Here is a 24903-nt window from a genome sequence, read left to right on the forward strand (position 1 = left end):
CAAGAGTGAACCACCTGATCCCTTCCCGAACTCAGAAGTGAAACCTCTTAGCGCTGATGGTAGTGTGGGGTTACCCATGTGAGAGTAAGTCATCGCCAGCTCATTATTCGAAACACCCCCTGACTAGTGCAGGGGGTGTTTTTTTATGCGTGAGGAAAAAGGGAAAGAAAATGGAGAGGGAAATAGAATGAAATTAATAATATATCTAATTAAATAATTCATTTATAAGGTGAATTGTTCCTAATAAAAGAATAAATTAGCTGAATAATGAGTCTAAAAAAGACAAAAAATCGGGCGTTCTGTTCAAAATTATGCTATAAAAAATAAAACGGCATAAAAATTGCTTATAAAGTGCGGTTAATTATAGGGGGAGTTATTAATGAAATTAGCGATGGGGTTAAAGGTTGCCAATTCCTTATCATTAACACCTCAATTACAACAAGCCATTCGTTTATTACAGCTTTCAAGTTTGGAGTTGGAACAAGAAATTCAAATCCAACTTGACAGTAATCCTCTATTAGAGAAAGTAGAAGAACAAAATACCGTTGAAAGTTTGAATAGCTTACAAGAGCAAGAAAGGGACAATAAAGACTTAACCAATGAATTAAATGCCGATCATTTACCTGATGAGTTACCGGTAGATACGGAGTGGGATGATGTTTATACCCATCAACCCACAAGTTTAGGTGCTGCTGAGTTTGAAGAGCGCGAAGATAATCGTCAGGGTCATCAAAGTTTACAAGCGCATATGCTTGAGCAAGTTAATCTTTTACACTTTTCTATGATCGATAAATTAATTGCACACTGTATTATCGATGCATTAGATAACAAAGGTTTTTTAGATTGTGAATTAAATGAAATTACCCAATCGGTTCAGCATCTTTTAGACTCTATGGATTATGAAGAAGAAGTCGAAGATGACGAAGTTTTGGTGGTTTTAAAGCATATTCAGCGTCTAGATCCTGTGGGGGTAGGCTCACGCAATCTTGCTGAATGTCTAATGGTACAAGTTGAAAATCTTCCTGAGCATATCGAATATCGATATGAAGCTATTTTATTATTGAAAAATTATGAATTGCTGATTAGTAATGAATTACCCAAGTTGATTAAGCAAACCGGTTTAAATACGGAACAGCTTAAACTAGCCATTTCTTTGTTAAAAACATTAAAGGCACATCCAGGGCAAGAATTTGAAGATAAAGATTCAGACTATCAAATTCCAGATGTTGTGGTCTTAAAAAAGAATGAACATTGGTTGGTTCAATTAAATCCTGATGTAATGCCAAAACTACGGGTAAATTCTTTTTATGCCAATATGATCAAGCGTGCTGATCAAAGCGATGACAATCAATATTTACGTAATCAAATGCTTGAAGCTAAGAATTTCATTAAAAGCATTGATGAACGACATAAAACTTTATTAAAAGTGGCAACTTGTATTGTTGAGCATCAACGAGCATTCTTTGAACAAGGGCCTGAGGCAATGAAGCCTTTGGTACTGCGTGATATTGCGGAAGAAGTTGTACTCCATGAATCCACAGTTTCCCGTGTAACTACAAATAAATATATGCTCACACCACGTGGATTATTTGAGTTGAAATACTTCTTCTCAAGTCATGTTGGAACGTCATCGGGTGGGGAAGCGTCTTCGACTGCAATCCGTGCAAAAATTAAAAAGTTGATTGCAGAAGAAAATACACGTAAACCTTTGTCTGATAATGCAATTGCAGTGTTGCTTAATGCAGAAGGTATTGATGTTGCTCGTCGTACGGTTGCGAAGTATCGTGAATCGTTACATATTCCATCATCTTCAGAGCGAAAAGTGTTGATCTAAATTTGAAAATCTGACTATTCTAGAGGTTCATTATGACGAAATAATGAATCTCTTTTTTTTATAAGGAATAGCCGAAATGATCTGATCGTGTAAATGTATGCTTCGCATATTGAGTTGGATAATTCGGCTTGAACTTTTCAGGTCCTGAAAGAAGGTGAGGGATAGAATTATGCAGATTACAATTCGTGGCCACCATTTAACAATTACGCCAGCAATAGAAGAAAATATTCGTCTTAAATTTGCGGAAATGACCAAACATTTAGATCAGGTCAATAGTATGCAAGTTAAGTTGACTAAAGATCATCAAGTTGATAAACGTTCAAAAAAAGGCAGTGATAATCATATTGCAGAAGCGATTATACGATTACCCGGGACCGAACTTTTTGCGCAAGCTTGCGCTGATGATATGTATACCTCGATCAAAAAATTGTCTGAAAAATTAAAAAAACAATTGCATAAACATCGAAAAATGCAGCTCATTTATATGCCTTTAACGGTTTAGATTGTACATTGTACAAAAAGAGGTTTTTTATAACCTCTTTTTTTATATATATAATGTATGTGACTAATGAATTATTTTTTAGATTTATAGTAAAATGACGGGTTTTACACCGTTAGTCCTATATGGGGTCTTGTGATGAATAGTGAACAGCTCACTGAAATTTTAAAAGCTGCTTTTCCAGAAGCTGAGGTTGCAGTTAGTGGGCAAGGCGGCAAATATGATCTACGCATCGTCGATGATCAATTTGAAGGCAAACGTCCTGTTGCTCGTCAACAATCTGTTTATGCACCTTTGAACTCCTACATTGCCAGCGGTGAAGTACATGCAGTAACAATTCGTGCAATGACCAAAGAAGAATGGCGCAAAGCAAGCTTATTCGGAGCTTAATAATTAATGGATAAATTTCTGATTCAGGGCGGTACTAAGCTCGAAGGTGAAGTTCGTATTTCTGGTGCGAAAAATGCTGCATTGCCATTACTCGCTGCAACTATCCTTGCGGATACACCTATTACATTAACCAATGTTCCAAATCTAAAAGATGTGAACACCTTAGTGAAATTGATTGCAGGTTTAGGTGTTCAAATCAGTTATGAAGGTGATACGGTTAAGGCAGATACTTCTAGCTTAGATAACCAATTTGCACCATATGAACTCGTGAAAACCATGCGTGCATCTATTTTGGTGCTTGGGCCGTTATTGGCGCGCTATGGTAGTGCAAAAGTGTCTTTGCCGGGTGGATGTGCAATTGGTTCACGCCCTGTAGATCAACATTTAAAAGCTTTAGAAGCACTTGGTGCTGAAATTGAAGTTGAAGCTGGCTATGTGCATGCCAAAGTGGATGGTCGTCTAAAAGGTGGCGAAGTTGTCTTTGATATGGTCACAGTTGGTGGTACTGAAAATATTCTAACTGCTGCGGTTCTTGCAGACGGTGTCACCACGATTCGTAACGCGGCTCGTGAACCCGAGATTACTGATCTTGCTAATATGTTGATCAAGATGGGTGCAAAAATCAAAGGTTTAGACACAGATACTTTGGTTGTTACAGGTGTTGAAAGCTTACATGGCTGTGAATATGCCGTTGTTGCAGATCGTATCGAGACAGGTTCTTATCTTGCTGCTGCGGCAATAACTGGCGGTAAAATCAAAACCACGCATACAGATCCAAACTTGTTGGAGTCTGTACTGGATAAATTTGAAGAAATGGGCGCGGAAGTTACGCGCGGCGAAGATTGGATTGAACTGGATATGATGGGTAAGCGCCCGAAAGCAGTAAGTTTCCAGACTTTACCACATCCAGAATTTCCTACCGATATGCAAGCACAGCTGATGGCGGTGAATGCAATTGGTCGTGGTTTTGCCACAATTTCAGAAACGATTTTTGAAAACCGTTTCATGCATGTGCCTGAATTAGCACGTATGGGTGCCAATATTCAGGTTGAAGGTAATGATGCTGTTGTTACAGGTGTAGAGAAATTATCTGCTGCACCGGTGATGGCAACTGATTTACGAGCTTCTTTCTCATTGGTTTTAGCAGCACTTGCCGCTGATGGGGAAACGTTGATTGACCGTATCTATCATATTGACCGTGGTTATGAAGATGTTGAAGCGAAGTTACAAGGTTTAGGTGCCCAAATTAAGCGAGTAAGTTAATGAGCGATATGAGAAACGATGATCCCAATTTTGACGTAATGGGCAATTTTGATCATGGTTTAACTTTAGCATTAAGTAAGGGACGTATCTTAAAAGAAACTTTGCCATTGTTAGAAACAGCTGGCATTAACTTATTGGAAGATCCGGATAAATCTCGTAAGTTAATTTTTCCAACGACCCATAAGCACGTACGTATTTTAATTTTACGTGCTTCTGATGTACCAACTTATGTTGAAAATGGTGCTGCAGATATTGGGGTGGCAGGTAAAGATGTGCTGATGGAGCATGGTGCACAAAATGTATATGAACCATTGGACTTAAAAATTGCCAACTGTAAGTTAATGACGGCTGGTAAAGTCGGCATGGTTCGTCCGAAAGGTCGTTTAAAGATTGCAACCAAGTACGTCAATTTAACCCGTCAATATTATGCAAGCTTAGGCGAGCAAGTTGATGTGATCAAACTTTATGGTTCAATGGAACTTGCACCTTTGGTTGGTTTAGGTGATTACATCGTCGATGTTGTGGATACAGGGAATACTTTACGTGCCAATGGTTTAGAGCCTTTGGAAGAAATCTGTAAAGTGTCTTCACGTTTAATCGTGAACAAAGCAAGCTTTAAACGTAAGCAAACTTTGTTGAACCCAATTCTTGCACAGCTAGAAAAAGCCGTGGAAGAACGCGAGCAAGCAAAAAAATCATAAGTTGTTAAGTTTCTAGCTATGCTGATCAAACCGCTCAAATCTGGGCGGTTTTTTTATGAAAACTAAAAAATAATGATAAAACTGTATTTTCACCAATTTTAACGAAGTTATTTTCAATAAAACTCCACATGAACACATGCGATAGATGTCCACAAGCTGCGCTAAAACAGGTAAACTAATCTTTTCCAATAGATTACCTTGTGGGTAAATTGATGCGACGTTTATCGACTCAAGATCAAAACTTCAAGCAAGCTTTTGCTGACTTGTTGGCTTTTGAAACTGTGAATGATCCAGAACTTTTAAAAACCGTTGACCAAATCATTGCTGATGTTCGTCAGCATGGTGATGCTCATGTTCTTAAATTGACACAGCAGTTCGATCGACATCCAGCGCATCAATTCTCAGAATTAGAGCTGACACAAGCACAACTGAAAGCAGCATTTGAGGGTTTAAGTTCAGAAGTGCGTGAAGCCTTAGAACTTGCTGCGAACCGTGTTCGTGAATTTCACCAAGCACAAAAGCAAGACGGCTGGACCTATGTTGATGCTTTAGGAAATACCCTTGGTCAAAAGGTCACACCGCTGGACCGTGTAGGTATCTATGTGCCAGGCGGTTTAGCTTCTTATCCGTCTTCTGTATTGATGAATGCTGTACCTGCGCATGTTGCTGGCGTGCCTGAAATTATTATGGTGGTGCCTGCGCCGAATGGCGATTTAAATCCATTGGTTTTGGCGGCAGCTTATTTGGCCGGCGTACACCGTGTATTTACCATTGGCGGCGCGCAAGCGGTTGCAGCATTGGCTTACGGTACAGAAACCATCCCATCTGTAGATAAAATCACAGGCCCGGGTAACCGTTTTGTTGCTGCAGCAAAACGTGCGGTATTTGGTCAAGTTGGCATTGATATGATTGCAGGGCCATCCGAAATTTTGGTCTATGCAGAAGGTCAAAACAATGCTGAATGGCTGGCGATGGATTTGTTGTCGCAAGCGGAACATGACACTGTGGCTCAAGCGGTGTTCATTACGCCAGATGCAGATCTTTTAGATCAAGTAGAACAATGGATTGAAAAGCATTTAGGAGCTTTGCCTAAAGCAGATATTGCGCGAACTTCAATCGAAAACCGCGGCGCATTGGTTTTAGTCAAAGACCGAGCGGAAGGCGCCGAATTGATTAACCAAGTTGCGCCTGAACATTTGATGCTGTGCTTAGATGAAGCGCAGGAAATGGCTGAAGATATCCGCCATGCCGGCGCAATCTTCATGGGGCGTTATACACCAGAAGCGATTGGTGATTATTGTGCAGGTCCAAACCACGTGTTGCCAACCTCCGGCACAGCGCGTTTCTCATCGCCGCTCGGTGTTTATGATTTCCAAAAGCGCTCAAGTTTAATCATGTGTTCTGAAGATGGCGTGAAAACTTTAGCGAAAACGGCTGATACATTAGCGCAGCAGGAAAACTTAGATGCACATGCGCGTTCAGCACGCTATCGTTATCAGTAATAAAATATAGACTAGGTGAAAAACTTAGTTTTCCAAAACTATAAACCTCTCCCTAACCCTCTCCTGAAAGGAAAGGGGAAATCTCATAAAATGAATATTCCTCTCCCTGAACGAGCTTTAAGGATTCCTTTAAAGCGAAGTGCAAGAGAGGTTAGGAGAGGGTGAAAAAGAGCAAAATAAAATGCCAAATATTACCGCTGAACAAATGCGTTTTTGGAGCCCTGATGTACGTGAATTAGAACCGTACACACCGGGTGAACAGCCTAAAATCCAAAATATTTTAAAACTCAATACCAATGAAAACCCATATCCGCCATCGCCAAAAGTAGTGGACGCAGTACAAAAAGTATTGGCAAATTCTGCTGATGTTTTACGTTTATATCCAGATCCAGATGCGTCTGAGTTAAAGCAAGCGATTGCAAAACAGCAGCATGTGCCTGTTGAGCAGGTTTTTGTCGGTAATGGATCGGACGAGGTGCTGGCGCACATTTTTAAAGCCTTTTTTGTGCAAGAACTGCCGGTTCTGTATCCAGATATTACCTACAGTTTTTATCCGGTATATAGCCAATTTTTTGGTATAGCTGCCAATACTAAAATTTTGCCGCTGAACGATGACTTTGAAATAGTGGTGGATGACTATAAACAGCCAAATGGCGGCATCATCATTACCAATCCGAATGCGCCTACTAGCATTGCTTTAGGTTTGTCTGCAATTGAGGAAGTCCTGCAAGCTAATCCAAATTCAGTGGTTGTGATTGATGAAGCGTATGTCGATTTCGGTGCGGAATCTGCTGTAGCTTTGGTTGCCAAATATGAAAACCTTGTTGTTTGTCAAACGACGTCTAAGTCGCGTTCACTTGCCGGTTTGCGCGTTGGTTTCGCGATCGCGCAGCCGCATTTAATCGCAGCGCTTGAAGCGGTAAAAAACAGCTTTAACTCTTATCCGATGGACCGTTTTGCGATTGCAGCAGCCGTGGCGTCATTTGAGGATCAAGCGTATTTTGAAGCGCAAAATGCCAAGGTGATCGCGAGCCGTGAAAAACTTGTAGGTCAGCTGTCTGAGCTGGGCTTTAAGGTATTGCCGTCTGCGGCAAACTTTATTTTTGCCTCATTGCCTAATAAAGATGCAGGTGAGTTGGCTGCTGAATTGCGCGAACGCGGAATTATCGTGCGTTATTTTAATAAGCCGCGGATTAATCAATTCCTTCGTATCACCATTGGTACAGATGAACAAAATCAGCGCCTTGTAGATACTTTGAAAAAGGATATTTTGGCTTAATCTTTGCAATCTCCGCGAAATGTAAATCTAGCCTAATCTTCCTTATTTAAAAGGAAGTTGGGATAGATAGATCAAAAAAGCGATTCAATTGAATCGCTTTTTTGTTTAATCTGGCGTATACCACGTATTTAACAAATCCAGCATCGCTTCGACTTTATCAAAACATTCTTGATATTCAGCATCGCAATCAGATGCGATGGTGATTCCGCCGCCTGCCCACAGCGAAACCTGATCTTGGTATTTTTGAATAGAGCGGATCAAAATATTCCAAGAACCCGTGCCGTCGTGATTAAAATAACCCATTGAGCCGCAATAGGCACCGCGTGGAGCACCTTCAAGTTCATTAATAATTTGCATCGCACGGATTTTAGGTGCACCGGTAATCGAACCGCCCGGCAGTGCCGACATCAGAACCTCAAAAGGGTTTACATCTGTTTTCAGCACGGCTTCAACTTCACTGACCATGTGATGCACTTGATTAAAACTTTCAATATCAAAAAGTTTAGGTGTTTTTACAGAACCTGTTTTTGCATAAACACTCAAATCATTACGCAGTAAATCGACAATCATGACATTCTCAGCCATGTCTTTTTCAGATGATTTTAACCGTTGTTTTGACTGCTCATCTAAAATTGGATCTTCATAGCGAGGCATCGTGCCCTTGATTGGCTTAGTAATAATTTTGCGTTCAGGCTTAAAATCTATAAAAAGTTCAGGCGAACAACTTAAAATTTCAAAATCATTAATACGTAAGTAGCCTGAATATGGTGCATCAGTCAGTGACCAAAATTCTTGAGCGGTATCTAAGAGTGAACCGTTTGCTTGAGCTGTGAACTCTTGGGTTAAATTAATTTGATAGCAATCACCCACTTTAATATATTCCTGCACTTGATCAAAGGCTTTCGTGTAGTCTGACTTAGACCATCTTGCAGTACATTTTTGTCTTAATTTAAATTGATTCTGAGTGATCTCTGTTTGAATGAACTGATCAATGTAGTCGTAAATCTTAGCTGCAGAATGATCTGAACTATAAAAATACCAACCATCATTCTCTAATTTTAAAAAACTGGAAAATTGTCCTAAAAACAAGCGAGGTTGCGCTTTGGCGTGCAAGGAAATCTGTTGCTGCGCTGCATAATCATAGCTAATAAAACCAGCCCAGCCCCCAGAAAACCCGCTGCCTAAGTTTGAACATAAATCTTGGAAGGCAATATTTTGCAAGGGCTGAGTATCAGATTCCTCATATTGATCTAAATTGGTACGGACATAAGCTTTAAGTTCATCATTCTTCAATTGTTGATATTGATTTGCCAAAAAGCAAATAAAAGGTTGGTTTTGATCTTCTAAAAAAATCACATGTGGCAAGGGCGCAAGCGCTTGCAAAATTTTTTGAGCACTAACAGTTTGTTTGAGAATAAATTTTTTAAAAGAAATTGGTTTTTGCATCAACAGAGAAATTAAATTTAAAGACTAAAATGGATTTTATACCATTCCTAATTCATTTGGCTTGCAAATACCGTTTATCGGTAAGAATTAGATTGCGACCAACGACAGTTGAACAAATTTCAGCTTGGATATAATTTAATCGAGCGAGCAAACAACTCAAGGAAAGATTTAGCAGTTGTCACAAAATAATATTACAGCTGAATAAATCGAGTGGTTGAAAATCAAAAAAAATAAATACTCTTGGGAGAGTACCGTATGAAAAATTTCACTAAATTAGCTCTAGTTTCTTCAATCGCATTTAGTGCGAATGCTATGGCTATGCAAGCAATGGACGATGCTGCACTTAGTTCAACCACTGGTCAAGATGGTATTAACATCGGGATTGGTATCTCTAAAATTGAAATTGAAAAACTTTTCATTCACGATAACGACGGTTTAACGGATACAGCTAAGGGCGGTACAAGTACTGCTGGTGCGATCGTTATTCAAGGTAACAAGAAAGCTGGTGATCCTTTAGAAAATAAAGGTATCGTTATTGGTGCAAACTATGATAACGGTGGGGCTTATCTTCTAGCTTCTCGCAATTTAGCTGATTTACGTATTGATACTGATGCTGGTACTGGTGCAAATGGTGCATTCATTAACATCGCAGCTGATGTTTCTGGTTTAGATATCAAAATCGGTGAAATTGGCGTAACAGCATCTGGTACAGCGGGTACTACAGGCATTCGCCGTGGTGGTGACGATAACAACTACAATGCAATTTTATCTGGCCTTTCTCTAAAAACGGGTCCAATGACTGCAAATGTTCAGTTGGGTGCTGCTCCACAAGGTGCAATGATTAAACTGAGTACGACAATGGTTGGTGGCTTAGAAATTAAAGATCTGGGTATCCTAGATGCATCAACTAAAACGGCTACACGCGAAGCAGGTGAAATCTTTATCGAAAGCATCAAAGTTGCTGATGCTAATAAAACTGACTTAACGATTAACCAAGATGTTCGTGTTTATGGTAAAGAAGGCACAAACAATGGTTATATTCAAATGGTAAGCAACTCTGGTCCAATTGATAACTATGTGAAAGGTATTCATTTAGGAAGTAAAGACGCTGGTTCAATTGGTGATATCGAAGTTCAAGGCTTACAAACGTTCTACAGCCCAGCAATGGGTGTATATAACCAAGGTTCTGTAATTACAATTTCTAGTAAGTAATTTAGAATAAAAATAAGGCGCGTGTTGATCACGCGCTTTTTTTTACAAAAAAGTGCGGAATGACCCAATAAAGCATAAAAAAATGCTGTTTTTTTATAAAAAAAAAGGTATCTTGCATAATACATGGATGTAGAGCAATAGCTCTAAAAAATAATGAAAAAAGGCACATCATTGCCGATAACTAAAAGTTAGAAGATATGTTAGAGATAGCAGTAGGCTCGGCATTGATGTATTACTTTGCCAAAGAGTCCTTTGATTTAAAAGAAAAGCCAGTTGGAACAGTTCACTATACCGAAACATTGGATTCACGAAATGATTCCTTTACTCGGATGCACCGTGAATCTGTAAAAATTAAACCTGCCATAGAAGATCAATTTCGAGGCATCGTTCGGCAAGCTTATGACTACAGTTGTGGTTCAGCAGCCTTAACCACTTTATTAAATGGTTATGTCGGGACACAGCTAACTGAACAACAGACCATGAATGGTTTGCTGAAATTTGGTGAAACTGAAAAAATCATCGAACGTCGAAGTTTCTCCTTATTAGACATGAAACGTTTTGTCGCTGCTGTGGGGCTAGACAGTGGGGGCTACAAAGGTGAGTTTTCAGATCTAGTTAAGCAAGGTCAGCCTGCGATTGTTCCCATTTCATATGCTGGTTTTAAACATTTTGTGGTTTTTAAAGCCTATAAAGATGGGCGTGTTTATGTTGCAGATCCAGCACTGGGCAATATCAGTTTCGATGAAGTTAGATTCCAAGAAATATGGGAAAACAACACATTATTCTTAATCAACGTTGCGCCTGAGCAACGTAAAAATTTATTAGCTTTGCAAGATTCAGACTTGCGACATGTTGAAGATGCAACCGTGAACCGTTATGCATTGGTTGATATTCAATATCCGCAGTTTTACATGGAAAAAATTGCAGACAAGGCATCTACGATACGACTTGATAAAAACATGAATGAAGAGTCGGAGTCTTATGGTAAATCGAATTACAACTTTCTAAGGCTTTACTACAAGAGTAAATAATTAGATGAATGCGTATAACAAAGTGTCAGGATTAAAAAAATAAAAACGGTGGGAAGGAACATGAATCGTAAATGGATGAACAAAACACTACTAGCCATGAGTATTCAGGTGGTGATGGGGGTTGCCTATGCAGCTGAAGAGCCAAGCCTTGGAGAATATGATCCGGTTGAACAAGAGACAGTCGTAGAAGAGTCTGTATCTCCTGCTGCTGTAACTCAAGCTGATACTGCACAAGAAGCTGCTGCCGAGCCAGAAATTGGACAGTATGAATCTGTTGAAGAGCCAGTACAAGCTGAGGCACCACAAGTAGAAAGTGCTACTGCCACTGAAAAGGCATCGACAGCACTTCAACAGCAAGAGGGTGATGCGAGTCAAGAAGCTAACTTACAGGAAGTATTTAGCTCGAATGAACGTCAGTATTCATTGATTAAAAAAGGTGAAATATCATCTTTTTACGATATCGATTATACTTATTACCGTGATACTCAACTTGATATGGAAATGGCACAAGGCCAACTTTATCAACTCCGTGTACAAGAGAATGCCACACATTCAATGACCAATACATTTACCGTGCAATACGGTGTAATGGACAATTTGACATTCTCTGCATCTGTGCCTTTAGTGGCGAAAACTGATTTATTAAAAGATACTTCAACTGCTGGTTTAGGGGATATTTCTTTAGGCGCACGTTGGGAACCATTCCCATTGAAGCAAGGTCGTTTGCCACTGATTTTATTTGGTAATTTGTCTACGAAAACAGGTGATAGTCCATACGAAGTCAATGCAGTAAATGATCTAGCAACAGGTAAAGGTTACTATTCGGCAGGTATCGGTGCGAGTACGCGTAAATATATTGACCCCGTTGTGTTGTTTGCATCTGTTTCAGCTAACTATGGTTTCAAAGAAACGGGTTTAAACCAACGTCGTGGTACGCGTGTCATTGAAGAGTTTGAACCGGGAATTAGTGGTGGTTTTGCATTCGGTTTTGCATACTCGTTTAACTACGATGTTTCCCTCACCATGTCATATCAACAAAGTTTCAACACCGGCGCAGAATTTACATATAGCAGTGGCGAATCCTATTCACCTGCAGACCAAACCAGCTCAACTCTCGCGATTTCTTTAGGTGTACGTGTATCTCCAGATACGATTGTGAACGGTACGGTGGGGCTAGGTTTAACTGAAGATGCACCAGATGTGTCTTTAGGACTTTCTTTCCCGTTAGATATTCTAGGTTTTGGAAAAAAACTTCGTTAAGAGGGCTGTCGTATGCGTAAAATTCGACTCAGCCCACTTTTTAGTGCGATCGTTTTAACGGGCTGTTCTAGTGCTGCTTTTGCACAATTGGGTACCAACCTTTCAGTTGATGTACGGTCACTTGCATTAGGGAATGCAGTGACTGCTGATCCTCCGGGGATTAGTGCCGTGCATTTTAACCCTGCAGCATTAACTAAAATTGAAGGTTTGCAAACCGATATGCAGGGGATCATTGCAAACTTTGATATTCAACGTGAATTTACCGTCCCTGCGGGTTATAACGTCTTTGGTTATTCTGATGACCCAATGGTCTGTAATGATGGCCCTGAAGTAACGGCAGATATCTGTACGGACTTTAAAGATAAGGTTTCTGGTGATGTTGAATATGCATCCCTATATGTACCTGTCTTAAAAAAAATGGTGGATTTTGGTGCTGGCCAACCCATTGCCGCACCAACGATGGGGATTGCCTACAATCCACCGGGTTCAAAAGCAACATTTGCATCAGCCGTTTATGCGCCTTTGATTGCAGGTTTTGGTGCTGAAAATGGCAACCCAGGTAATTTCATGGGGCAACAAGTTGCTCTAGAGCGTATTACTTATCTATCGCCAACTGTGGGTTATCAAGTTAGTGATGAGCTATCGATTGGTGGTGGTGTAGGGATGTCCTATCAAGCCATTGGATTGAAATCAGATCTACGATTTCCCAATGAGTTGATCGGCATGTTAAGGATGATTGATGAAGTCGTCTGTACACCATTCAAGGAAAATTCGGACATTATTACCGACATCTTGCTATTGGGGATGTGTAATACCGAAGAAGGGATGAACCCATTTGGCAAATTTGGTCAGATGGAATTGGCTTTAGAGCAGTCACTGAGCCCAAGTTATAACTTAGGGGTTTTGTGGGAGCCACGCGAAGATTTTAGTTTTGGTATGGTGTACCAAAGCGCTGCGAAAATGCGCATGAAAGGCCGTTATCGCATTCATAATGCAAAAGCGCCTCAGGAGATGATTAAGGGATTAATGTCATCACCAACAGGTCAAATTTTAGCTGCCATTTTAGGTTTCCCAAATGCCGTGCCTAACTCGGAGTCGGGTTTGGTTTCGATGGATTTTGAGTATCCCCAGCACGTACAGGCCGGGATCAAATATAAGGTCATGCCTGATTTACAAATCAATTTTGATGTGGGCTGGACCGATTATCGTGCTTGGGACAAATTCCGTTTTGAATTCGACCGTCAAATTTCAGCGCTGAAAATTGCAAAATTATTATCTGAAAATGTGACCGATAATTCTTTGGCTTTACCTTTGAAATTTACGTCGCCTTGGAACTGGGGTATTGGTATTGAATATTCTGCAACAGACCGTTTGAAATTACGTGCAGGCTATGAACCACGGAGTACCTCTATTCCTGATGGTAAGCGAAATACTATGGTCCCAATTAATGGTGCGCAGCTCTTTGGTATGGGGATTGGATATCGTTTTGATGCAGATACGGATTTAGATTTATCAATCGGCTTTTTACGCAGTAAAGATAACATTCCAGCGAATACTAGTAGTCTTGCAAACTTAACCGGTGTGAATAACTTACTTTTAAACCCATATGCTGGACTGAATGTAAAAACCGATACGAAAATCACCATCCTAGGATTAAATTACAGAACTCGTTGGTAGGATAAGCAGACAGAATGGAAAGGATTTTATTCATAAAAACGTTACTTGCACTGTCTGTGGTGCAAGTGTCGTATGCCAACGCTGGAGCGTTTCATACCATTATTGGGCCAGATGGGCGCCCAATGGTGGTACAAGTGCAAGAAAAACCAGCAAAGAAACCTAAAGAAAGTCCAACTGCTAAAACGATAGACTCTCAACCTGTACAACAAATTACTCAACCATCTGTAAGCATTAGTCCGTCTAAAACCAAGACACCGATGACACGTCAAACGAGTCCAACAGCACAGACTGTTGAACCACTAAAGTCTCAGCGTTTAAGTGCACGTGAGCAGGAAAAACGGGATGAAATTAAAGTAGTCACAGTAGATAAAATTAATGACGTCTCAAGTGATAAAGTTCCGAAATCTGAAAAGTCAGTACAAGCGTCAGATATTTCAGCAAAAGTGGTACCTTCAACCGCATGGACAGAAAAGTTACAGCAATCAGAGCTAACCCAACCTCGTGAAGCGTATCAGTCCACAGTTCTAGCTGAAAAAGATAAACCTGTCGTCGAGAAAAAGATCCTTGCTGAGAAAGTAGTCAGTACTGATCAATCCGTACAATCTTTAGATGCAAACATAGAAAATAATCTGTCAAAACAATTAACTAAGGCCAAACAAGAGCAAGGCTTTTCGACCATGGCTGGTGAAAAGTATGTCAATAATGAATATCTTGAAGATAAAGAGTTTAACTTAGAAGGCAAAAAGCGCTTTTACACCATGCCCGAAGGCGTTATTGATAGCAAGATGGGGCAAACGCGGATGCAAACCATTGAACGTGAAAAAGGTGTCAGTCGCTCCGTCATTGATAATTTATTTAAACGTAATCAACCCGAAGATACAGGCCCAATCACTTTAGCCACATCATATTATCGGGTGTCACAAGCTGATACCATTCAAGGTTTAGGTCAGCAATGTTTTTCAAATAAAAAAATGAAGAAAGCCAAAGAGCTTGACTTGGCACAAGATATTAATTTATGGCCTCGAGCGCCTTTATCAGACGAATTTGACTATGAAGTCGTAAAACTAAAATCACCATTACAAAATATTCGTATACATTCATTTGCATCCAAAGTACAAAATCCTACATTTTATTGGCCATTTGCGGTATTTTTAGACAAAAATGGATGTGTCATGGAAGGCGCAGGTGGATTCAAAAATAACCAAAGTGAAGCGGATCATCTTTACCATGAAAAAATTGAAGGCGTGATTCAAGTGCCTAAAGGTAGCCAGTATTTATTTTTAACGCCTTTAGCAACAGCAATTGACGTCGATGGTCGCGTATTAACCAATCAAGGCCAACTTAAATTAACAGCAATCCGTTAAGGACATAAAAAAGAGAATTAGGATGAAAAATAAAATTTTATTACCGTTTGCTTTAACGGCATTGGTTGCAGCGCTCAGTGGCTGTGGCGGTGAAAGTGCAAATGTGAATCCTGAAATTTATGATACCAGTACAACCAATGGTACTTGTAAAAGTAATACCGAAGGCTGTGTTGAGTTCGTTTTAGATTATCCAATTGAAGGTCTGAATTTTAATTGTTCGAGCGACGTTAAAAATACCTACATTACTTTATTTGATCTAAAAGAAGGTGTTTCGACAGGTGCTTGTAAGATTGGCGATACGGTGACTTTCTTTGTTCAAGGTGAAAAATCACGTCGAATTGATTTGGGTAAAGTAGATTTGAAACAAATTTCAAATGTAGCCAGTGGCACGACACCTCCACGCTTGACCTTATTGGATTTGGCAGCTGGCATCGCGGGTAAACCTGCTGCAACGATTTCAAATACCGACGCAACAGTTAAAGTGGCCATGCGTTTGGCTAAAATTATTCAAGCCTTGGCTTTGAAAAATAACAGCGCAGTTACAGCTACAGATATCCAAGCGGTTTATATCAACAATGCAGATAAAGTATTGATTGATCAAATCACTCGAAATGTCGCGACAGCAGATTTCAGTATCAGTTCAGATACGGAATTTAATGACCTGTTTACACCTTGGCTAGACTTGTCCGAAGTCAGCAATGAAAACGCATTTACCTTAGTTTCAAAACTCATGAATATCTCAACGGCTGCGGTTTACCAGCCAGAGTTTGCGTTGTTCTCAACTGATGGCGTGATTACCAATGCCAGTGGTTCAAATGGACTGGTCGGCTGTGACAAAAATGAATGTTCGCCGACCGATAGTTCAAAAGTCAATTTATTTGGTCATTTCATGTTAATGACGGACCGCCAAGGCATGACTTTTGGTAGTGGTTTACAGTGGAAGGGCAAAGTTGATCAACAGTTAAGTACCATTGGTGGTGTGAATGTCTTGCTCTTGACGCAGGTTCGACCAACACGTTTAACAGCAACGCCACAGGACAATTGGATTGATCCGCTTACCAAGCAAATTGATAAACCTGGCATTCTGGGTTTCCGTTTTGATGCAGAAGAAGCCAACTCTGGCCCTTTGATTATTAAACAAGGGACGCTACTTGCCGACAAAATGGTGGTCGGTACAGGTGGAAGTTTATATAAAACGTTAATGGCTAAAAAAGATGATTACGTTCTGACGGCCGATGATAAGAAAAAATTAGGTCTTTGGGAGCAAAACATTAACCAAGTGCAATTTAAAGGCACGATGGATTTATACAAGCTTTATCCGCTCTCGTATTTAGACAAAAAAGTCTTTAAGTCTGTTGAAAATGTTGCCGCTGGACAAAATTATATCTTCCCGTTGTATGCAGATTTAACCTTTAAATTTACCGATACTTCGATTAAAACAGTGAAATTGGGTGTGGTGATTGACCGTAATGGTGATATTCGCACAAATATAAAATCTGGCGTGCCAGACGATGTATTTACTCGTCAAGATAGCCAAATTGTCGACTTGTCTACACACGCGACGGAAGGCTGTAGCGGAAAAGATGTGCTTGACCCACTGTTAATGAAAGATGACAAAGGTGTACAGCAATATCGTATCGGAACGACAACCCGTACCTTTACGCCTGAAGGAAATATTAATCCAAATACCATTTCGATTCGTATGATTTTAGCTGACCCATATTTCCATACGCTTGATGGCGCGCTGATTGGAATGAACTCAAGTGTGAAAACTTCAGCGGATACATCAATGGTTGTAGGCGGTGCTTTAGTGCAGTTACACAATATGATTAATGCCAATGCAGGCACACGTCCCTCTGGCGTTGCTTTGACAGATTCGGATAATAAAGTGGTGAAGTGGGGGAATAGTTTGGCCAGCTTTAGTTATATTTATAGCTTAAAGAATCCAAATGATACTGCTGCGGCTCAAACGGCGAAGTTAAGCGGTGGTGATATTTCTTTAGATTTGGCTCCTTGTTACACCATCAAGGCAAAATAATCATCAAATATGAGTAAAATAAAAAAGCCCATCTTATGATGGGCTTTTTTAATTAAGAGATCTGTAAATTAACCTGTGTGATCGAGTCGCGTACCAAGGGTTTCGAGATGCATTTCAAACTGACCTGTTTTGCGGTCAGCAAAATAATGCCGCAGCGTTCTTTCCACACTAGGAAAGGCTAAATCATCCCAAGGAATATCTTCTTCGCTAAATAATCGTGATTCAATGGTTTCATCACCCGCACCAAACTCTCCATTGATTAGTTCAGATTTGAACAAGGCATAAATTTGCCCAATACGGGGAATGTTATACATGCAATACAGTTGCTCAATATTGACTTCTGCTTCGGCTTCTTCGCGAGTTTCACGCGCTGCCCCTTGCTCCATCGTCTCATAGAGTTCCATATAGCCAGCGGGTAATGTCCACAGCCCATAGCGAGGCTCAATCGCACGACGGCAAAGTAAAACTTGATTGTCCCAAACGGCTAAAGCACCACAAATGACTTTAGGATTCACATAATGAATAAACCCACATGCGGTACAAATACGGCGTATCTGATGATCTCCAAGCGGGATCGCTTCTTTTGTTTTTTGTCCGCAGTTTGAGCAAAAGTTCATATTCATCGTCATGGATTGTGTGAACCGCCAGAATAACTTAAAAATAAAACTTTGGCATCATTTCTAACCAGCTTAGCCGAAATTCAGCTATGATGAAAATAAGATAATTATAAGGGTGTAATGTGGATGGATGAGGGTTTATTGACTCAGCGATTGCAGCAACGTTTACGTTTTTCTAAGCGTATTCAACCTGCACATGCTGCTGTATTGATTGCGATTACCCAAGAAGATAATCCACGCATTTTATTGACCCGCCGCTCACTCTATATGAATAATCATGCCGGTGAGGTGTCCTTTCCCGGTGGAAAACGTGATGCCCAAGACACCAGTAATATCGTGGTGGCGTTAAGAGAAGCTCAAGAAGAAACCGCTCTAAATCCATTTGACGTGCAACTTTTGGGTGATTTACCAATGCAAAAAGCACGGAATGGAATGTTAGTTAAACCGATCGTGGGATTGATCCCGCCTGACGTAAATTTAATACCTCAACCAACTGAAATTGATCGTATTTTTTTTGCATCATTAAGGCAGCTTTTAGAAACACCGCCAACGCCGTATGAAGTTCGTTTTGCCCAGCAATCGCTTTATTTTCCCAGTTTAAGAGTCGAAAACGAAATCGTATGGGGCTTGACTGCACGGATGCTGATTTCCTTATTTCAATATGGTCTGAATTATCAAAAAGAATGGCCTTTTTTATTAAATTCTCCTTCATTTCATTTGGGCCGTGAGCCATAAATCATTTTTAGAAAGTCAAAATAGGATGTTTGATCATGTTGTACAAATTTCAAGGATATAGCCCGAAAGCCACGCATCAACCTTGGGATGGTTGGGTTGCAGAAAATGCAACGGTCATTGGGCAAGTTGAATTAGGCCGAGAAGTGAGTGTCTGGTTCGGAGCCGTCATTCGAGGGGACAACAGTCGTATCAAACTGGGTGATTTTACCAATGTACAAGAAAATGCGGTGCTGCATACCGATGCGGGCATTGAAATGATCATTGGCGATTATGTCACGATTGGGCATCAAGCCATGCTACACGGATGTACCGTAGGCGATAATAGTCTGATCGGAATCAATGCCGTGGTTCTAAATCATGCTGTGATTGGTAAAAATTGCATCATTGGTGCGAATGCTTTAATTCCAGAAGGGAAGGTGATTCCGGATAATTCTGTTGTGATGGGTTCACCGGGTAAAGTCGTCAAGACTTTAGATGAACAAGCGGAAGCACGTCTAAAAATGAGTGCCATGCACTATGCCGCTCATTTTAAACATTTTACTCAACTCGAAGTTGCTGAACTTTAAAACGCTATACATGGCAAGCAAAAAAGCCTCGACGTTTGTCGAGGCTTTTTTATGGATTAAATACAGAAAGCGCTGAGTCTGAGGTGGAAAATCTCGCGAACTGCGATGGAGTGGAGTATCATATTCAACGTTTTTTAAGATTAAATTTAATTAAGGTTGCGCATGAAATTACTGGCATTGGAAACTGCCAATGAGCAGTGTTCCGTCTCGATTGTAGATGAAACTCAAGAGCTTTATTTTCAACTCGATTTACGGGCAAAAGCGCAGACACAAACCATTCTCCCAATGATTGAGCAAGGGCTTAATCAAACTGCTATTGAGTTAGCGGGGTTAACTGCGATTGCATTTAGTCGTGGGCCTGGCTCATTTAGTGGTGTTCGTATTAATGCAGCGGTAACACAAGCCTTGGCATGGGCCAATGACGTACCTGTTGTTCCAGTATCGACTTTGCAAGCTTTGGCTCAAGCGGCGCATCGTGTACATGGTTTGACTGAAGTAACTGCAGTCCTTGATGCACGCATGCAAGAAGTGTACATCGCCAGCTATCAACTCGATGCCAATGGCATTATGCAGGCTGTTGATGAAGAACAATTATTAAGCTACGCCGATGCCACACCACAGATCAAATTTACTGTCGTGGGTTCTGGTAGTGAGCTCATTCAATCAGAACAAACACAATACAAAGACTTAAGTGCAACAGCACAAGATATTGCTACTATTGCCCGCGAAGCGGCGCAAAGAAAAGCATGGGTGAGTGCTGAACTTGCATTGCCCGTATATTTACGAGATAACGCCTGGAAGAAAATTTCAGAACAAGGCAAGCCATAATTAGGGTTATATATGGATCTTCTACTGCTGCTCAAAGCGGCAATCATGGGTATTGTTGAAGGTATTACCGAATTTTTACCGATTTCAAGTACAGGGCATTTAATTCTGGCTTCAGAATTAATGAACTTTTGGACCAAAGAAAAAAGTGATGTTTTCGTGATCGCAATTCAAATGGGTGCGATTGCGGCGGTGATTTATGAATACTGGGGCCGCCTGTGGGGCGCAGCAACCGGTATGGTGACTGGTGAAGAAAAAGGTCGCCGTTTAGGTTTTGGCTTAATTCTCGCTTCGATTCCAATCGTGTTGATTGGTTTGACGTTTGGTCAGACGGTGAAAGAGCTGCTGTTCAATAACATTGCGATTGCTATGGGGTTGATTATCGGTGGTTTGATCATTATTTGGATCGAAAAAAATCCACCGCAAGTGCGTGCCAAAGAAGTAGAAGATTTAACCATTAAAGATGCGATTTGGATTGGTTTAATTCAAGTTTTGTCTTTAATTCCAGGGACTTCACGTTCAGGTGCGACCATTATTGGTGCCATGTTCTTAGGGGTTTCTCGTAAAGCAGCCACTGAGTTTTCATTCTTTTTGGGTATTCCGGTTATTGTCGGTGCAGGTTTGCTGGATTTATATCAAAGCTATGATGTATTTCAAGGCACTCAAGATTGGACTGTGATCGCTGTTGGTTTAATCGTTTCATTTGTCTCTGCATTGATTTTAATTCGTGCGCTTGTCGCTTATGTGGCAAAACGTGATTTTATGATTTTTGCGTGGTATCGAATTGTTTCAGGTTTATTGATTTTATTGTTCGCATTTACAGGCTGGAAATTATGGTAAGCGAAATCCGCTTATACACAGAACAAGAGTTTCATGAGAAAGCACAGCAGTATTCTGCTGTGCTTTCTTCACGTGGTGTATCTGTAAATATTAAATTGGTTGAAAAATTAAACGCGCGTTTTTTACGTTTAAACTCTGAACTCAGTTTGTGTGTCGATGCAGATGGTTTGTGGTTAGCGGCCAATGGCATGAAGATGCAACCCGATTGGAAAGCAGAAGTTGGACGTTTAAAGCGAGCATCTTTAAAGTCTGAGATGATTGCACGTGCGTGTAATTTGGCTGAAAAACCACAGCTTGTAGATGCAACCGCAGGGCTAGGGCACGACAGTCTCTTAATGGCACATTTGGGTGCGCATGTGACTCTTGTGGAACGTCATCCGATTTTATTTACCCTATTGGAAGACTCACATCAACGTGCACAGCAAGATGCATTTTTAAGTTCGGTTGTAGCTCGAATTGAATTGGTCTTTTCAGATTCGGCAGACTTTTTGAAACATTTGTCGACGACCAATCAAATCTTAGATGTGGTTTATCTCGATCCGATGTTTCCGCAGCGAGATCAAAACCAGCAAGCCGTCAAAAAGCAAGCTCAGGTCAAAAAACAAATGCAATTATTGCATTTACTGTTACCTGAAGATGGTGAAATGGATTTAGGTGATAATTTACTGGATTTAGCACAAAAAATTGCTAAACGTGTCGTGGTTAAACGTCCAAGATTGGCGGTTTTTTTAGCGAATCAAGAGCCGCAACATCAGTGGCAAGGTGATGCTTGTCGCTTTGATGCATATTTCCAACATGATCTTGTGACTTAAAATGATATTTGCTTCAATATTGTTCAAAGATTTGTTATATAGTTAAAAAATAGCATTGCTAAAAACGACATCAGGCATAAAATTATTTGTGCAATTAAGCGAGCCAAGGCCACCATTAGAACTCTATGATTGATTTCAAACCCTCCATCAATTTTTGGCATGATTTTAAAAGCAACCAAACTGCGGGGATGTGGTTATTTTTTGGGTCTCGTCGTTCTTTACAAATCGTTCGTCCATCGATTTTACAATTGGTGTTTTGGGGGATTTTAGGTGGTTGTGCTAACAGTTTATTTAGTTGGCTGAGCACGGGGCGTATTGGTGAATTTAACGCTCAAGGTCTTATAAGTTATGCATTGTGGCCATTTATTGCTTTAATTGTGGGGATTTTCCTATCACAACGTGTAAATAATCCACGGTTAATGTTGGTCCCTGCATTGCTTTGGTTGGTGCTTGATACGCACATCATGTTGTTTCAATGTTTGATTCAATATTTGGGAGATCTCGATTTTCTCCCATACTTTCTGTATGACTACATTCCAACGTTATTCATTATTCTATTTGTTTGGCAAAGTTTGGCTGTCGTTTGGGTGTTTTCACGTGAGCTGAAATGGCCATGGTGGGAGCGAGCACTGATTATGGGTGCGACGCTATTTACTTTGGTCGTGTGGCAAGTCTCAGTCAAAGATCAGCCGATTTGGAAAGTGGAAGAAGTTCCTCCAAGCTTTGCTGAAGATGCATTTTATGCACAAAGCCGTTTGCTCAATAAATCTTTAGACGCAGTGGAATATGGTGAATTTGCCCAATCCCATTGGTACTTCTTAGGGGTGGCAGGTGCGAGTTATCAAGATGTCTTTAAACTGGAAATTGAACGGATTAAAGAACAGTTTGATACACGTTTTGGCACCTATGGGCGTTCGGTTGAGCTTATCAATAACCCTGCAACGCGCACTGAAATTCCGCTGGCATCTAAAACCAGTATGGAGTTGGCGCTGCGTCGTATTGGTCAGCAGATGAACCGAGAAAGTGACGTCTTATTTTTATATATGACCTCACATGGTTTACCAAATGTCTTTGAAATGGAAAATGCACCTTTGGATTTGGCGCAAGTCGATCCTAAATGGTTAAAAGAAGCTTTGGATGCATCCGGAATTCGTTGGCGAGTGATCGTGATTTCTTCATGTTATTCAGGCAGTTTTATTCCAGCGTTGCAAAATGATAATACTTTAATCATTACTGCATCGGCAGCAGATCGTCAGTCTTTTGGCTGTTCGAATGAAGCTGAATACACCTATTTTGGCCGTGCGTTCTTTGATCAGGCGATGCGTGAGCAGACCAGTATTCAAGCGGCATTTAATGAAACCAAAGCGACTGTTGCGAAATGGGAAGCAGCGCAAGGTTTCGAACCTTCTGAACCGCAGTGGTCGATGGGGAAAAACATGGCATTAATGTTGCCTCAATTAGAACAACGATTGTTCCCGCCGACAACTACTGCACCGGCTACGACGGTTACGCCTTAAAAGATCAAAAAAGTTTAGGATAAAGATCATGGAATTAGTACAACGAAATACCTGTTTTGCTGGTGAGCAGCGTATTTATCAATTGGATTCTTCAAGTTTAAAAACCCCAACAAAGTTTGGTATTTTTCTGCCGGAAGCAGCCTTGCAAGGCCAAGCGTGTCCTGCATTGTTTTATTTGGCTGGATTAACCTGTACCGAAGAAACCTTTGCCATTAAAGCGCATGCACAGCGTTTAGCTGCGCAGCTCGGCCTGATTTTAATCAGCCCTGATACTTCTCCACGTGGGGAACAGGTAGCGCAAGGCGATCATTGGGATATTGGGCAGGGCGCAGGCTTTTATATCAATGCAACGGAACAACCGTGGGCCGAGCATTATCAAATGGAACGTTTTCTTACTGAAGAATTGTATTCGCTGGTACAGACTGAATTTCCGGTACAAAAAGGTGCGATTGGCATATTCGGACATTCTAAACAATGTTTTTTTGAAAATATGGAAAATATTTTAGTTTGTTGATTTTTATAAGTTTTAATAACTAAGTTAAAAATTCCATAAAAAAATCCATATTTCAGCAGAATAGATCAAATTTTCTTATTAAAAATTCCATACTTTTTATATCCACGCTACTATATTCAGTAATTAAAATTATTGGAGTATTTATTCGTGGAAAGATTAGAAAGACATGCTTCATTTGGCGGTTGGCAGGAAGTATATAAGCACGAGTCGAAGGTATTGAAGTGTTCAATGAATTTTTCAATTTATATTCCACCACATGATAATAATGAAAAACTCCCTGTAATTTATTGGCTTTCAGGTCTTACATGTAATGAACAAAACTTTATTACAAAAGCAGGAGCACAAAAATATGCCTCTGAACATAAAGTGATTATTGTTGCGCCTGACACGAGTCCAAGAGGTGAGGGGGTACCAGATGATGAAAATTACGATCTAGGTCAAGGCGCAGGCTTTTACTTGAACGCAACTCAACAGCCGTGGTTAGAAAATTATAGAATGTATGACTATATTCTCCATGAATTAAGAACCTTAATAGATAATAGTTTCGCGACAAATAAAGTTCAAAGCATTATGGGGCATAGTGCCGGTGGACATGGGGCATTAGTCATAGGGTTAAGAAATTCTGAGATCTATAAGAGTATTTCTGCTTTCTCTCCAATTGTTGCACCTTCTCAAGTTCCTTGGGGTCAAAAGGCATTTACTGCTTATCTTGGTACTGATCAGGCTTTATGGTCTGACTATGATGCTGTCGAGCTAATCAAATCCAGTTCCGTGAAGATGCCTATTTTAGTTGATCAAGGTAGTGAAGATGCTTTCCTAAAAGAACAGTTGAAGCCTGAAATCTTAGCAAATGTCTGTAGAGAAAAAGACTATCCAGTTACTTTAAACATGAGAGATGGATATGATCATAGTTATTATTTTATAGCTAGTTTTATTGAAGATCATATTAAATTTCATGTAAATAACATTAATCAATAATTA

Annotated in this window: 22 protein-coding genes, 1 rRNA gene and 1 pseudogene; 22 read left to right on the top strand and 2 right to left on the bottom strand. The window is 40.3% G+C overall.

Annotated features, from left to right (window positions below; genetic code table 11):
• From rrf to hisC, 8 genes are all read left to right on the top strand, one after another.
• Positions 1-101, top strand: a 5S ribosomal RNA gene (gene rrf / locus M5F03_RS09905); the annotation flags it as partial.
• A gap of 278 nt (positions 102-379) precedes the next feature.
• Positions 380-1834: an RNA polymerase factor sigma-54 gene (locus M5F03_RS09910; protein ID WP_249708221.1), complete on the top strand. Its 1455-nt coding sequence runs from the start codon at positions 380-382 to the stop codon at positions 1832-1834.
• 169 nt (positions 1835-2003) lie between these two features.
• Positions 2004-2336, top strand: a complete 333-nt coding sequence (gene hpf / locus M5F03_RS09915) for a ribosome hibernation-promoting factor, HPF/YfiA family (protein WP_078191195.1) — start codon at positions 2004-2006, stop codon at positions 2334-2336.
• Between the two features lie 135 nt (positions 2337-2471).
• On the top strand, positions 2472-2723 hold the full coding sequence (gene ibaG / locus M5F03_RS09920; RefSeq protein ID WP_180034593.1) for a BolA family iron metabolism protein IbaG: 252 nt from the start codon (positions 2472-2474) through the stop codon (positions 2721-2723).
• 6 nt (positions 2724-2729) lie between these two features.
• Positions 2730-3986, top strand: a complete 1257-nt coding sequence (gene murA / locus M5F03_RS09925; RefSeq protein WP_249708222.1) for a UDP-N-acetylglucosamine 1-carboxyvinyltransferase — start codon at positions 2730-2732, stop codon at positions 3984-3986.
• Complete coding sequence (hisG, locus tag M5F03_RS09930) at positions 3986-4687, top strand: ATP phosphoribosyltransferase (protein ID WP_249708223.1); 702 nt, start codon at positions 3986-3988, stop codon at positions 4685-4687. The genes murA and hisG overlap by 1 nt, the downstream gene beginning before the upstream one ends.
• A gap of 200 nt (positions 4688-4887) precedes the next feature.
• Positions 4888-6189, top strand: a complete 1302-nt coding sequence (gene hisD / locus M5F03_RS09935) for a histidinol dehydrogenase (RefSeq protein WP_249708224.1) — start codon at positions 4888-4890, stop codon at positions 6187-6189.
• A 181-nt stretch (positions 6190-6370) separates the two neighbouring features.
• On the top strand, positions 6371-7468 hold the full coding sequence (gene hisC / locus M5F03_RS09940; RefSeq protein WP_249708225.1) for a histidinol-phosphate transaminase: 1098 nt from the start codon (positions 6371-6373) through the stop codon (positions 7466-7468).
• A gap of 105 nt (positions 7469-7573) precedes the next feature.
• On the opposite strand, the gene M5F03_RS09945 is transcribed toward hisC, so the two are convergent.
• On the bottom strand, positions 7574-8914 hold the full coding sequence (locus M5F03_RS09945; RefSeq protein WP_249708226.1) for an anthranilate synthase component I family protein: 1341 nt from the start codon (positions 8912-8914) through the stop codon (positions 7574-7576).
• 255 nt (positions 8915-9169) lie between these two features.
• Between M5F03_RS09945 and filA the strand changes: the two genes are divergently transcribed.
• From filA to filF, 6 genes are all read left to right on the top strand, one after another.
• Positions 9170-10126: a putative pilus system protein FilA gene (gene filA / locus M5F03_RS09950; RefSeq protein ID WP_078192372.1), complete on the top strand. Its 957-nt coding sequence runs from the start codon at positions 9170-9172 to the stop codon at positions 10124-10126.
• Between the two features lie 197 nt (positions 10127-10323).
• Positions 10324-11157 carry a putative pilus system C39 family peptidase FilB gene (gene filB, locus M5F03_RS09955; protein ID WP_111884773.1) on the top strand — a complete coding sequence of 278 codons (834 nt, stop codon included), beginning with the start codon at positions 10324-10326 and terminating at the stop codon, positions 11155-11157.
• Between the two features lie 60 nt (positions 11158-11217).
• Positions 11218-12417 carry a putative pilus system protein FilC gene (filC, locus tag M5F03_RS09960; protein WP_078191187.1) on the top strand — a complete coding sequence of 400 codons (1200 nt, stop codon included), beginning with the start codon at positions 11218-11220 and terminating at the stop codon, positions 12415-12417.
• 12 nt (positions 12418-12429) lie between these two features.
• The gene (filD, locus tag M5F03_RS09965; protein WP_111884775.1) at positions 12430-14094 is read left to right on the top strand and encodes a putative pilus system OmpP1/FadL family transporter FilD; all 1665 of its coding nucleotides are present in this window, start codon (positions 12430-12432) and stop codon (positions 14092-14094) included.
• 14 nt (positions 14095-14108) lie between these two features.
• Positions 14109-15458: a putative pilus assembly protein FilE gene (filE, locus tag M5F03_RS09970; protein ID WP_249708227.1), complete on the top strand. Its 1350-nt coding sequence runs from the start codon at positions 14109-14111 to the stop codon at positions 15456-15458.
• A 22-nt stretch (positions 15459-15480) separates the two neighbouring features.
• Complete coding sequence (gene filF, locus M5F03_RS09975; RefSeq protein WP_249708228.1) at positions 15481-17496, top strand: putative pilus system protein FilF; 2016 nt, start codon at positions 15481-15483, stop codon at positions 17494-17496.
• 68 nt (positions 17497-17564) lie between these two features.
• Here the strand turns inward: filF and M5F03_RS09980 are convergent, their stop codons facing one another.
• Positions 17565-18113: an NUDIX hydrolase gene (locus tag M5F03_RS09980; RefSeq protein ID WP_078192366.1), complete on the bottom strand. Its 549-nt coding sequence runs from the start codon at positions 18111-18113 to the stop codon at positions 17565-17567.
• Between the two features lie 126 nt (positions 18114-18239).
• Between M5F03_RS09980 and M5F03_RS09985 the strand changes: the two genes are divergently transcribed.
• The 8 genes and pseudogenes from M5F03_RS09985 (at position 18240) to fghA (ending at position 24900) form a co-directional block, all read left to right on the top strand.
• Positions 18240-18848 carry an NUDIX hydrolase gene (locus tag M5F03_RS09985; RefSeq protein ID WP_180156414.1) on the top strand — a complete coding sequence of 203 codons (609 nt, stop codon included), beginning with the start codon at positions 18240-18242 and terminating at the stop codon, positions 18846-18848.
• Between the two features lie 35 nt (positions 18849-18883).
• Positions 18884-19414: a gamma carbonic anhydrase family protein gene (locus tag M5F03_RS09990; RefSeq protein WP_078192364.1), complete on the top strand. Its 531-nt coding sequence runs from the start codon at positions 18884-18886 to the stop codon at positions 19412-19414.
• 162 nt (positions 19415-19576) lie between these two features.
• Complete coding sequence (gene tsaB, locus M5F03_RS09995) at positions 19577-20242, top strand: tRNA (adenosine(37)-N6)-threonylcarbamoyltransferase complex dimerization subunit type 1 TsaB (RefSeq protein ID WP_078192363.1); 666 nt, start codon at positions 19577-19579, stop codon at positions 20240-20242.
• Positions 20243-20254: 12 nt separating this feature from the next.
• On the top strand, positions 20255-21079 hold the full coding sequence (locus M5F03_RS10000) for an undecaprenyl-diphosphate phosphatase (protein ID WP_078191179.1): 825 nt from the start codon (positions 20255-20257) through the stop codon (positions 21077-21079).
• Positions 21073-21891: a class I SAM-dependent methyltransferase gene (locus tag M5F03_RS10005; RefSeq protein ID WP_249708229.1), complete on the top strand. Its 819-nt coding sequence runs from the start codon at positions 21073-21075 to the stop codon at positions 21889-21891. The genes M5F03_RS10000 and M5F03_RS10005 overlap by 7 nt, the downstream gene beginning before the upstream one ends.
• Before the next feature lie 125 nt (positions 21892-22016).
• Positions 22017-23408 (top strand): C13 family peptidase, encoded by a 1392-nt coding sequence (locus M5F03_RS10010; protein ID WP_180021433.1) that lies wholly within the window; start codon positions 22017-22019, stop codon positions 23406-23408.
• 28 nt (positions 23409-23436) lie between these two features.
• Positions 23437-23877 (top strand): annotated as a pseudogene (locus M5F03_RS10015) (alpha/beta hydrolase-fold protein); the annotation flags it as partial.
• Positions 23878-24069: 192 nt separating this feature from the next.
• Positions 24070-24900 (top strand): S-formylglutathione hydrolase, encoded by an 831-nt coding sequence (gene fghA, locus M5F03_RS10020; RefSeq protein WP_249708230.1) that lies wholly within the window; start codon positions 24070-24072, stop codon positions 24898-24900.
• The last annotated feature ends 3 nt before the right edge of the window (positions 24901-24903 follow it).

The sequence above is a fragment of the Acinetobacter amyesii genome, from assembly GCF_023499985.1.
GTDB lineage: Bacteria > Pseudomonadota > Gammaproteobacteria > Pseudomonadales > Moraxellaceae > Acinetobacter > Acinetobacter amyesii.

Excerpts from the sequence above, each read along its gene's own strand:
- hpf (WP_078191195.1), top strand. The coding sequence starts at position 2,004 with ATGCAGATTACAATTCGTGGCCACCATTTAACAATTACGCCAGCAATA.
- M5F03_RS10010 (WP_180021433.1), top strand. The coding sequence starts at position 22,017 with ATGATTGATTTCAAACCCTCCATCAATTTTTGGCATGATTTTAAAAGC.
- M5F03_RS10005 (WP_249708229.1), top strand. The coding sequence starts at position 21,073 with ATGGTAAGCGAAATCCGCTTATACACAGAACAAGAGTTTCATGAGAAA.
- filF (WP_249708228.1), top strand. The coding sequence starts at position 15,481 with ATGAAAAATAAAATTTTATTACCGTTTGCTTTAACGGCATTGGTTGCA.
- M5F03_RS09910 (WP_249708221.1), top strand. The coding sequence starts at position 380 with ATGAAATTAGCGATGGGGTTAAAGGTTGCCAATTCCTTATCATTAACA.
- M5F03_RS10000 (WP_078191179.1), top strand. The coding sequence starts at position 20,255 with ATGGATCTTCTACTGCTGCTCAAAGCGGCAATCATGGGTATTGTTGAA.
- filC (WP_078191187.1), top strand. The coding sequence starts at position 11,218 with ATGAATCGTAAATGGATGAACAAAACACTACTAGCCATGAGTATTCAG.
- M5F03_RS09985 (WP_180156414.1), top strand. The coding sequence starts at position 18,240 with ATGGATGAGGGTTTATTGACTCAGCGATTGCAGCAACGTTTACGTTTT.
- M5F03_RS09945 (WP_249708226.1), bottom strand. The coding sequence starts at position 8,914 with ATGCAAAAACCAATTTCTTTTAAAAAATTTATTCTCAAACAAACTGTT.
- filD (WP_111884775.1), top strand. The coding sequence starts at position 12,430 with ATGCGTAAAATTCGACTCAGCCCACTTTTTAGTGCGATCGTTTTAACG.
- tsaB (WP_078192363.1), top strand. The coding sequence starts at position 19,577 with ATGAAATTACTGGCATTGGAAACTGCCAATGAGCAGTGTTCCGTCTCG.
- hisG (WP_249708223.1), top strand. The coding sequence starts at position 3,986 with ATGAGCGATATGAGAAACGATGATCCCAATTTTGACGTAATGGGCAAT.
- hisC (WP_249708225.1), top strand. The coding sequence starts at position 6,371 with ATGCCAAATATTACCGCTGAACAAATGCGTTTTTGGAGCCCTGATGTA.
- filA (WP_078192372.1), top strand. The coding sequence starts at position 9,170 with ATGAAAAATTTCACTAAATTAGCTCTAGTTTCTTCAATCGCATTTAGT.
- filB (WP_111884773.1), top strand. The coding sequence starts at position 10,324 with ATGTTAGAGATAGCAGTAGGCTCGGCATTGATGTATTACTTTGCCAAA.
- filE (WP_249708227.1), top strand. The coding sequence starts at position 14,109 with ATGGAAAGGATTTTATTCATAAAAACGTTACTTGCACTGTCTGTGGTG.
- M5F03_RS09980 (WP_078192366.1), bottom strand. The coding sequence starts at position 18,113 with ATGAACTTTTGCTCAAACTGCGGACAAAAAACAAAAGAAGCGATCCCG.
- M5F03_RS09990 (WP_078192364.1), top strand. The coding sequence starts at position 18,884 with ATGTTGTACAAATTTCAAGGATATAGCCCGAAAGCCACGCATCAACCT.
- ibaG (WP_180034593.1), top strand. The coding sequence starts at position 2,472 with ATGAATAGTGAACAGCTCACTGAAATTTTAAAAGCTGCTTTTCCAGAA.
- murA (WP_249708222.1), top strand. The coding sequence starts at position 2,730 with ATGGATAAATTTCTGATTCAGGGCGGTACTAAGCTCGAAGGTGAAGTT.